At 43.2% G+C, this 9,866-nt stretch carries 11 protein-coding genes; 4 read left to right on the top strand and 7 right to left on the bottom strand.

From position 1 onward, the window contains the following. Window positions 1-145 (top strand): zinc ribbon domain-containing protein (locus A1019T_RS04200; RefSeq protein ID WP_143514075.1); only part of this gene is annotated, 145 nt, incomplete at its 5' end. A gap of 187 nt (window positions 146-332) precedes the next feature. Continuing rightward, window positions 333-1,349 (top strand): putative bifunctional lysylphosphatidylglycerol flippase/synthetase, encoded by a 1,017-nt coding sequence (locus A1019T_RS04195; protein ID WP_077450561.1) that lies wholly within the window; start codon window positions 333-335, stop codon window positions 1,347-1,349. A gap of 132 nt (window positions 1,350-1,481) precedes the next feature. Here A1019T_RS04195 and ccmE read toward each other — a convergent pair whose 3' ends face one another. The 5 genes from ccmE to ccmA all read right to left on the bottom strand — a co-directional run bounded on the left by ccmE (window position 1,482) and on the right by ccmA (window position 4,897). Next, complete coding sequence (ccmE, locus tag A1019T_RS04190) at window positions 1,482-2,009, bottom strand: cytochrome c maturation protein CcmE (protein ID WP_077450560.1); 528 nt, start codon at window positions 2,007-2,009, stop codon at window positions 1,482-1,484. Window positions 2,010-2,130: 121 nt separating this feature from the next. Continuing rightward, on the bottom strand, window positions 2,131-2,334 hold the full coding sequence (gene ccmD / locus A1019T_RS04185) for a heme exporter protein CcmD (RefSeq protein ID WP_077450559.1): 204 nt from the start codon (window positions 2,332-2,334) through the stop codon (window positions 2,131-2,133). Between the two features lie 43 nt (window positions 2,335-2,377). Then, the gene (gene ccmC / locus A1019T_RS04180) at window positions 2,378-3,166 is read right to left on the bottom strand and encodes a heme ABC transporter permease CcmC (protein ID WP_077450558.1); all 789 of its coding nucleotides are present in this window, start codon (window positions 3,164-3,166) and stop codon (window positions 2,378-2,380) included. A gap of 259 nt (window positions 3,167-3,425) precedes the next feature. After that, entirely contained in the window at window positions 3,426-4,142 is a 717-nt protein-coding gene (locus A1019T_RS04175) for a heme exporter protein CcmB (RefSeq protein WP_244156533.1), read from the bottom strand. Further along, complete coding sequence (gene ccmA, locus A1019T_RS04170; protein ID WP_077450557.1) at window positions 4,142-4,897, bottom strand: heme ABC exporter ATP-binding protein CcmA; 756 nt, start codon at window positions 4,895-4,897, stop codon at window positions 4,142-4,144. The genes A1019T_RS04175 and ccmA overlap by 1 nt, the downstream gene beginning before the upstream one ends. A gap of 318 nt (window positions 4,898-5,215) precedes the next feature. Between ccmA and A1019T_RS04165 the strand changes: the two genes are divergently transcribed. After that, on the top strand, window positions 5,216-6,250 hold the full coding sequence (locus A1019T_RS04165) for a type III secretion system chaperone family protein (RefSeq protein ID WP_077450556.1): 1,035 nt from the start codon (window positions 5,216-5,218) through the stop codon (window positions 6,248-6,250). 62 nt (window positions 6,251-6,312) lie between these two features. Next, a complete protein-coding gene (locus tag A1019T_RS04160) occupies window positions 6,313-7,218 on the top strand; it encodes a histone deacetylase family protein (RefSeq protein ID WP_077450555.1) in 906 nt (301 codons plus the stop codon). Window positions 7,219-7,262: 44 nt separating this feature from the next. On the opposite strand, the gene A1019T_RS04155 is transcribed toward A1019T_RS04160, so the two are convergent. Further along, window positions 7,263-9,026: a sensor histidine kinase gene (locus A1019T_RS04155; protein ID WP_077450554.1), complete on the bottom strand. Its 1,764-nt coding sequence runs from the start codon at window positions 9,024-9,026 to the stop codon at window positions 7,263-7,265. 101 nt (window positions 9,027-9,127) lie between these two features. Beyond that, window positions 9,128-9,850: a response regulator transcription factor gene (locus A1019T_RS04150; protein WP_077450562.1), complete on the bottom strand. Its 723-nt coding sequence runs from the start codon at window positions 9,848-9,850 to the stop codon at window positions 9,128-9,130. Window positions 9,851-9,866: the final 16 nt, after the last annotated feature.

The raw sequence follows: 9,866 nt of genomic DNA, 5'->3' as shown, positions 1-9,866 counted from the left end.
TAGTCCAAAAGGTAGAGCAGGTTTGCGAATAAGAGGATGGACTTGTGCTGAGTGTGGCACATGGCATGATAGAGATATCAATGCTGCTAAGAACATCCTCGCGGTCGGGCTTGACCGTCTAGCTGTAGGGATCCCCTCGGTTTAGCGAGGGGAGGAGGTCAAAGCGACATTCAACACCATTAAGCCAGAATTTATCAATATGTTAATCGAGTAATGTAGCAGCCGTTTTATTATAAATACACAAACTAATAGTTGAGGCTGTTATAATAGACACTATGGTTATATTATATAAAATTCGATGAATTCTTCAGTGTCTTAATCTAAGTGGCAGTATGTCTATAAACCTAAAAAATCTTCTTAATCCTAAAGTAGTTTTGCTACGTGGCACACTGTTTTTGTTGGCGCTATTTATATTCCTTCTCGCTATAAAAACGCTTTATACCATCACTCACACCATCAAGTTATCCGATGTTTTGGCAGCCATTGAACAGATTCCTAATGTAGATATCTTTTTAGCCTTGCTAGTGGTGGCCTTTGGCTATCTGGTGCTGACGCTATACGATACGCTTGCCTTGAGACATATGCATATTGAGTTACCTTTTAAAAAGGTCGCTTTTACCTCTTTTACCGCTTATGCCATTGGTCATACTATTGGCTTGGCCATTTTATCGGCCTCTGGAGTGCGTTTTAGGATGTATGGGGTAAATAAGGTAAAGGCTGAGAGCATTGCCAATGTGGTTTGGTTGGTATCTATGGCTTTTACTTTTGGTATTACGACCTTGGTAGCCCTGTCGCTGACTTTACACCCTGAAGCGACAGTAACTATGATGGGACAGCTGGATATGCAGTTGTCTGAACTGTCGATAGATATCCCAAACCTACTGCATAATGCTTCAGTAATTCGTGGTCTTGGTATTAGTCTACTGGCTATAGTGGCAGGTTTGCTGGTTTGGTCGGGTAGTCAAGGTCGGCATATTCAAATACGTGGCTGGCGCTTTGATTTACCTCCTGCGGTGATGATTATTAAGCAAATTATCATCTCAATTATTGACTTGGCAAGTGTGGCATTTGTTCTATATCTGCTGCTACCCCATGATGCTGGAATAGGTTACTTTACTGTCTTCGCAGCTTTTGTTCAGTCAATGATATTGGCCATTTTGAGTCATGTTCCGGGCGGGTTGGGTGTCTTTGAGTTGACGATGATGGCCTCATTACCCACAGTAGATAAAACTTATTTATTGGCGGTATTGTTGGTATTTAGGCTGCTATATTATTTACTGCCATTTTTCTTAGCACTGGTGTTTTTCTTTGGACATGAGATTTGGCTACGCTGGTTAAGAAAACCGTAATGCTTGCTTAATCTAATAGCTAGTGACTTATATCTAGTAAAAAACAAAAACAGGCAGCTTAAATTTAAGCTGCCTGTTTTTTTATATCTGTTTTTATAGAAGTCTTATTGCTGAGTCCTAATTGATCATGACTTACTCAGCTAAGGTGTTGGTACTATGATTGCCTTTATCAGCTGCATTTTTTACTGGGATAGCAGGACTAAATTGCTCTGAGGTTGGAGCAACTCCCTTCGCAGCATGCTCTTCTTTTAAGGAGGCCGCTACTTCAGGTGGCATGTAGTTTTCATCATGCTTAGCAAGGACCTCACTGGCCACAAATACTTCGCCTTGCATTTCACCGGTAGCAACTACCCCTGAGTTTTCAGCGAATAAGTCAGGTAAGATGCCTTGATAACTGACAGGAACCGAAGCGTTGAAGTCAGTAATGGCAAACTGAACCTTTAAATCATCGTTGGGATCACGGCGCACACTGTCTTTTACCACCATGCCCCCAGCACGGATGCGTTTGTTTTGTGGCGCTTCACCAGCGGCAATCGCGGAAGGATCAAAGTAATAGTCGGTTTGTTGGCCAATAGCATAGATAACCAACAGGACTGCGATAATGGCACCTGCCAAAGTGGCAGCGACCCAAATTAGTTTTTTACGACGCACAGCATTCATAAAATTGCCTTTAATTTTTAAATCTCAAAAAATAATGAGATTACTATAAAAAGTTTAAAACGCTTGTCGCTTTAAGCCAGTAAATAAAAGTGTAGCAGCTTACCAAGTTTAGTGGCGAGGTTTAATTGCGTTTGGTTTTTTGTTTACGCTGCTGCTGACGGGCATGCTGAATTTTTAGCTCTTTAATGAGACGACGGCGTTGATTGAGGCTATAAAAGATAAAGCCGATGATAGCGAGCACAGTAATACCCCATGTACTCCACACATAAGGCCCATGTTCGCCCATGGCTATAAACTCTTGGAAGCTATAAAAGTAGGGTTGCACAATGGCACTCCTTTATTGGCTAATGATCAGGTTGGGTTGCGTCCTATTTAGACGTACGCACATACTCTTTGACCCAAGCTTTATTTTGATCACGGCGTAAGATTAAGGTATTAGTACGGTATATAGCTAAGGCACCAACCATAAAATAAGTCCCCAGAATCATCAATAATAAAGGCGCTAACATATCGATAGACATCTTAGGGGCCTCGGTAATGGTCAGAGTCGTACCTTGGTGTAAAGTGTTCCACCAGTTTACCGAATATTTAATAATAGGCAGGTTTACAGCACCGACAATAGATAGGATGGCTGCAGCTTTTCCTCGGTTTGGAGTATGTTCAAACGCGGCAAACAAGGCCATTACCCCAGCATATAAAAATGCCAAGATAAGCATCGAGGTTAAACGAGCGTCCCATACCCAGAAGGTTCCCCAAGTCGGTCTGGCCCAAATAGACCCCGTCAATAAGCTCAGGACACACAGCATAAAACCAATGGGTGCAATGGCTTGGGCTACCAAGTTTGCAGTTTTGATACGCCACACTAAGAAGATTACTCCCAATACCGCTAGGGCGAAATAAATCGACAAAGCGATACTGGCGGCTGGGACATGAATAAAGATGATGCGATAGCTGTTACCTTGCAGATAATCCGGAGGGGCAAAACCGAGGCCCCAGATGCTGCCTATCGCAATCATAATAATCGCTATACCAGCAAGCCACTTAACCCAAGGAGAGAAAATTCTAAAAAACTCTCGAGTCCCAACAGTGGCCAAAAATCCTTGCCACAGGCGAGAAAAGAAGCCAGGGGTTTGAGGTGATAAATTAGCATTTGGCATAATAAAACGACCTTGTAAGCCACGGTGTGAGCAAAAAAGTGCTTATATAAATGTCAAAGCACGCGGATCAATAAGGCTACGTAAAACAGTAGCGCCACTCAGTAAATAACTACCGACGGCTCAGCATTTTTAGCTGAGCCTGATAAATCTTATGGCGTCTAATCTTAACAGCCGCTTAGTAAATAATAGAAATTGGAAGTAAAAATATTTTATAACCAGTAGCAGGTAATAGCTGAGACTATTATAACAAATATTGACCTTAGTTAAGCCAAGCCATTTTCAAAGTCATGGCGATAGCCCAAGGCATAACCAGTACTGAAATAATACTGCCCGCCGCTAGAAGGGCGAATATCGGCAGCCCATTAAGACCAGTAGCATATAAGTCTACAGCGCCTGTGGCAAATATAAGCACAGGTAATTGCATTGGCAACGCAATTAACGGCACTAATACGGCGCCATTCTTTAGAGATAGAGTTAAACTACTGGCTATTGCGGACAGCATCAATAACATGGGGCTGCCCACCAAGATGGAGACCAACAGCGCACCGGCTTCTCCCCAAGACAGACCAAATAAAGGCACCGCTAATAAGCTAAGCAAAGCCACCAAACCACTACTAAATATCCAATGAATGGTAAGACGAATCAGCACCCAAAGAGGCAGGGAGGTCCTTGAAACCACCAGCTGGGCCAGAGTGCCGTTGTCCATGGCTGGTTTAAATAGCCCATCTACGCCCATAACCAGGGATAATAAGGCGGCTATCCACACTGCTGGCACACCCAAACGGTGTAAGAGTTGTGGCTCACTGCCTACTGCCAATGGGAATAAGGTGATAATTACCAAAAATAAAACCAGCGGATACAACCATTGAACAGCGCCTTGTTGTTTTACCTGCCATTCTCGCTGCCAAAGCTCCTTACCCGCTATACCAATAGGAGCGGCTATATTCGCTGACGACTTAGGAGAGGGTGCTGTCATTACAGTACTCCCTTGTTCTTTGATGGCGAGTCCTCATAGTCGGTTAAAGCTTCTTTATATAAATTATCTAAGCCATCCAGCTCATCTTGTGAATAATGCGGTAAATAATCAGATAGATTTAACGACTTAGTAGCTACCTCTACGCTTTGGTGACTGGTCATCAGTACTGCTCCGCCACTGTTCGCGAAGTCTTGTAGCCGTTTTTGTAACCGCGCTACCATGCTGACATCAAGCGCAGTAAAAGGTTCGTCTAGCAGCCATAATGGGGTTTGCTGTATGCTCATTAAATATAATCTGGCCAAAGTGACTCGGCGAGTTTGCCCAGCAGAGAGTTGGTTACTGCCCATGTTCTCAAAGCCTGATAAATCCACCCAGTCTAAAGCCGTCTCAATTTGTTCTGCGGAAGGTCGGATGCCATAAAGATTTAATAAAAAAGTTAGGTTTTGTTTTACCGTTAAATTGGGATGAATGCCCAGTTGATGTGAGACATATAACGGCGCAACTGGTAAAGTAGGTTGACCTTGATATAAAACCTGCCCTTCCAGTAGAGGCAGTAGTCCTGCCAGCTGCATAAGCAGCGTAGTTTTACCGGTACCATTGGCACCCACAAGGTGACAAATCTCGCCACTCGATAAGGTGAGTCCCACCCTTTCACACAAGGGGAAATCCCCTCGCTGGATGGTAATGTCTTGCAGGGACAGTATCGCAGGAGCATCAAGGGAGGACTGAGAGTTAGGGTAGCTTTTGGAATGCATGATAACCTAGTTTATAAAGGGTGGTATGAGGCTAATGCCTGTCAGTTAAGAGATTTTATAGCGGAATCGTGAAATTCGTTTTTTCTAGAGCCCCATATTTATGGAGTCATCTGGTTTTAAAAAACCAAATCTCCGCTAAGTCTCTTGCCTAACTGACTGGCATTAGTGGTATGAGGCAGCTTTTATTAATTTGTTTCTTGAACCAGCATTTGTCTTAATGCTATTGCAATAAGCACAGTCCACCGTCATATATAGTTAATGTTTTAATATAACATAGTATATCAAACCTCAGCCCACAACTAACGTATTGTCCTTATTATGAGCTCACAAAAAAAACCCTCTTTTTGGCAACGACTAAAATACTTATTAACTGCTGAAGAAAATAGCATTAAAAGTCAAACTGATAACAATCAGACTCAGCTGCCACAACAAAAGCGCGATACTGATAATTACAGTAAAAGCCAAAAACAACACTCTGAAAGTCGAGATAACTTTAAATCATCTACGAAAAGTGATCAGTCAACCAGTCACGGTAGAGAAGAAGACTATCCAGAGAGCGTGTCTGAGGAAGCTTCAGTGAAATTCATCAGTTTGTCTAACTTAGACGAGGTGGACAATATGAATCAGGGCAGCGCTTCGGAACAAAGCTCAGAAAATCCAATAACCGATAGTATTTTAGATTTTTTGGAAGCCAGTGATCTTAGTTATCATTATCACGAACCTACTGCCGAAAGTGACTTTAATGACCCTGATCAAGACCCCGCTGATGTGCCATCTGGTAACCAAACTCAAAAATACCAAGGCAGTATCCGTAAAAGAAATGTCCATCACATTTCAATGGCGATGCGTTACTATCAAGAAGGGGCAAGTAATGACACGGCTGATACCGATGAGGATTCATCACGGGATATACAGTCAGCGGTGGACAACGGTGAGGTAGAGTGGGGCTGCGTTATTCGGGTTCATGAGCATACTCAGTTGGTGGCCTTCTATGGGGTATTGCCTTTTCACTTGCCGGAGTCTCATTTACAGGCAGGAATGATGCTGGCCACTCAGCTCAACTATGACATGATGCTAGGCTGTGTAGAGATTGATATTCGAGACGGTGAGATTAGATTTAAAAACTCTTTAGATCTTGAGCCTATCATTAATGCCAACGGCGGATTTGTACCCCCTACGGTTATTAGTTATCTATTAAAAGGGGTGATGGCGATGACGGCCTCGTTTGCTCCTTTATTCAGCGACCTTCTTGCCAGCGACCCACAAGATTTTGAATTAGATACCTTGTTAGAAGAGTTAAATAGGGCTCAAATGGATAAGACCTTTTTTTTACCTACTCGGATTCGGCAGTAATAGTTGGTGCTTATAAAGGTTAATAGTAAATCTAATAGTTATCAGAATAAGTTAAAGTTATTATGCTAAAAGTCGCCTTCTCTCCCATTTTTCTTTACCAAGTGCCAGAAAAACATCGCTTTCCCATGCAAAAATATCGGCTAATACCAGAGCGATTGATACAAGAGGGCACGCTGAGTGAAGCCAACTTCTTCGCTCCAAAGAAGTTAACCGAGGCAGAAATTCTAACCACGCATACCGCCGAGTATTGGGAGAAACTAAGGACTCAGACTCTATCGCGTAAAGAAGCTCGGGCCATAGGCTCTGAGATGACCCCTGAATTAGTCGAGCGAGGCAGATATATTGCTCATGCCACCTATGAATGCGCTTTATATGCCAAGCAGTATGGGATATCTTTGAATGTCGCAGGTGGCACGCACCACTCCTTTGCCGATCATGGCGAAGGATTTTGTGTGTTTAATGATGTGTGTATAGCCAGCAATTTGTTATTAAATAGAGGCGAGGCACACAGAATACTCATCGTTGATTTGGATGTGCACCAAGGCAACGGCAATGCCAGTATTATGGCGGATGAGCCGAGAGTATTTGTGTTTAGTATGCATGGAGAGAAGAACTATCCATTTCGAAAGCCACCCTCAGATTTAGACATTGAGCTACCCAATGACACCGATGATGAAACTTATCTGACCCAGTTAAAGCAGACACTACCCCAATTAATTGTAGCACATAAACCGGATCTAATTTTTTATCAGTCGGCAGTGGATGTGTTGGCCACAGATAAGCTGGGCAAGCTGTCTTTAACGCCAGAAGGTTGTAAACAACGCGACGACTTTGTATTACGTCAAGCCAGAGATAATAATATTCCGATCGCGGTCGTGATGGGTGGGGGCTATTCTGAGGATGTTGAAGATGTGGTAGAAGCCCACTGCAATACCTTTAGACTGTCCAAGCAATTGTTTTTTGCTTAGCCGAGTCTTAGTCTAGTACTGACTTAGCTAGCTTATGGATTCGCTTATGAAAAGTCAGGCTTCTCCACAGTGACACTGTCATTGACTGGCAGTAATACAATAAATCGGGTCCGGCCGTTATAGGTGTCGGTGCGGATACGGCCATTGTGAGCCTCAACAATCTGAGAAACTAAGGACAATCCTAATCCAGAGCCTTTTCTTTGCTGTTGTAAGCGGACAAAAGGACTGAAAATTTCATTACGCTTGTCCAATGGAATCCCTTTGCCTTGGTCAATAACGGCCAATACCACAAAGTTAGGTTCAATAACGGGCTCAGCTTTTGGTCGACGTAGGCGCTTAGTAAAGCCGATATCATTGGATTTTGAGGAATCAGCTTTTGACTTATTATTGCCTTTCTCTTGTTTTTTGGAAGTCGCTTGAGCTGTGGTCGATAAAGGTTGATCTTCACCATCTGAAGTAGCTAATTCTGTGCTGCCATTTTGATCTTCAACCCCTAACTGGCTTAAGGCGTCTGCTTCCGTCTCACTAGTAACATTCTCGATAGTCACAGACTCTGCTTCTAAAGACTGGCTTAATTCTTTATTAGCCTCACTCTTAGCGGCCTCAATTTGATCTAATAACTGCTTCGGTGGATAGAGCGCCTCTTCTTGTGCAACCACGCCATATAAGTGTACTTCAATAGGCGGCTCGCCATGAATTAAAGCATTGTTTAATAGATTTCGAATCAAGTGAATTAGTAACTTAGGCTGACCTTCAATGACTAAGGATTTGCCATACAAAGTGGCTTCAGGATAGTGCTGACATTCCTGGCTAATTAGCTCATAAAAATCAAAACGCTCATTGGTCTGTGCGGCATGACCTGCATCTAGGCGGCTTACCAATAAGATACTCTCTACCAAGTCATTTAAGCCAGTTAAGTCACGATTAACTGCTTGAGCTCTTTTGTGGAATTTAGCGCGAGTTTCCTCCGACATTTCGTTGGCCAGCATCTCCATCATCTCAATTTGCAGACGAATTCGAGTAATGGGGGTGCGAAGTTCATGCGAAGCATGGGCCAGTAATAAACTGTTGGCATCGATAAGTTGCTCAATCTTCTGCGCCGCTTGGTTGAAGCCTCGAGCTAGGCTAGCAATTTCATCGGTACCTTTGGAAGGCACGCGAACACTAAAGTTACCTTCCCCCAGTTGAGCCATTTGCTTGCTCATTTGGTTTATACGCCAGGTCATCGAATGCGCAATCCAGCCTAGAACGATCGACATAAGGGCAAGAAGCGCAATGGTACCGGTAAAGATATTTAATACTGCCCATAACTCTGAGCGTTTTGGAGGGTTGCGTGGCTCATATAATAAAGTATAGCCGCGGTCACTCATCGCTTGGACGTTGACCTGATCTGAAGAAAAAAAGGCTGGCAATAGACGCGATATTAAGGAAGGATCATCAGGCAATTGCTTTGGCAAATCACTATCATCGGTTTGAATCAGTAAGTTACCATTACGATCATAGAGCCCCATCTTCGCTTGCAGCGACTCATCAAAGACATCAAAGCTTCTTTTGATAACGGCCAACATGAATCTAGCTTGCAGAAGCTCGTTCATGGTTGTGGCATTATCAAGTTCATCCACGAAAGGGTCAATTTGGCTAACAATTTGCTTAGCAAGCACTTCCCAGCGGGCATCGGCTGAGTTGTTGTGCACTAGGTTCATTAAAGTAACCATACCAGCAGCAAACAGCACTAGAGTTAGCACCACACTGAGAAAAAGCTTACTAAAGACGGAGGACGAAAAGTTAAATCGAGGACGACGAATCATAGAAGTGTCTAATGTAAATTAAGCCTGCTAAAAATAAGATAGCGATTCAACTTGATGATTAAATTGAATCGCTAAATGTTTAATGCAGTAAGCCCGTATCGTTATACTTGGTCAGTGGCAAACTGATAACCCACACCACGAACGGTAATGATACGTTTTGGCTGGCGAGGATTGTCTTCGATTAAAGCTCTTAAGCGAGAGATGTGAACATCTATAGCACGATCAATGTTGTCTGAGCTGTCATCGTTAGGCATAGCTTGCCACAATTGCTCACGATTTAATACTTTGCCGGCGTGAGTAGCAAAATAATGCAGCAATTGGAACTGATGCGTGGTCAAACGCACTGGCTTATCATCAATGGTCACTTCATGGCTGTCTGGGAAGACACTTAAACGACCAAAAGTTAAGCTGTCTGATTGACTGTCTGCTTGATTTGGCTGCTCATGACGGCGCAACACGGCGCGGATACGTGCCAGTAATTCACGCGGCTCAAAAGGCTTGGAGATATAATCATCGGCACCCATCTCTAGGCCCAACACTCGGTCTGTGGTATCGCCTTTGGCGGTCAGCATCACAATAGGCACTTTATTGGTTTGACTGTTTTTGCTACCGCGAATCTTCTGACAGACTTGCATGCCATCCATATCAGGTAGCATTAAGTCTAAGATAATCAAATCAATGGCGCGCTCTTTGGCATCTAGAATATCCAGACCTTCTTGACCAGTAAAAGCGTGATGAACCTCATAATAGTTCATCGTTAAATAATCGCTAATCAGTTCCGCTAAATCTGGATCATCTTCAATTATTAGTATTTGTTTGCTCATAATAATCCTTAAAATA

Origin of the sequence: Psychrobacter piechaudii, from assembly GCF_900162825.1 — a bacterium.
GTDB lineage: Bacteria > Pseudomonadota > Gammaproteobacteria > Pseudomonadales > Moraxellaceae > Psychrobacter > Psychrobacter piechaudii.
The sequence above is the reverse complement of the archived record's forward strand: the minus strand, read 5'-3'. Positions and strand labels throughout refer to the sequence as shown.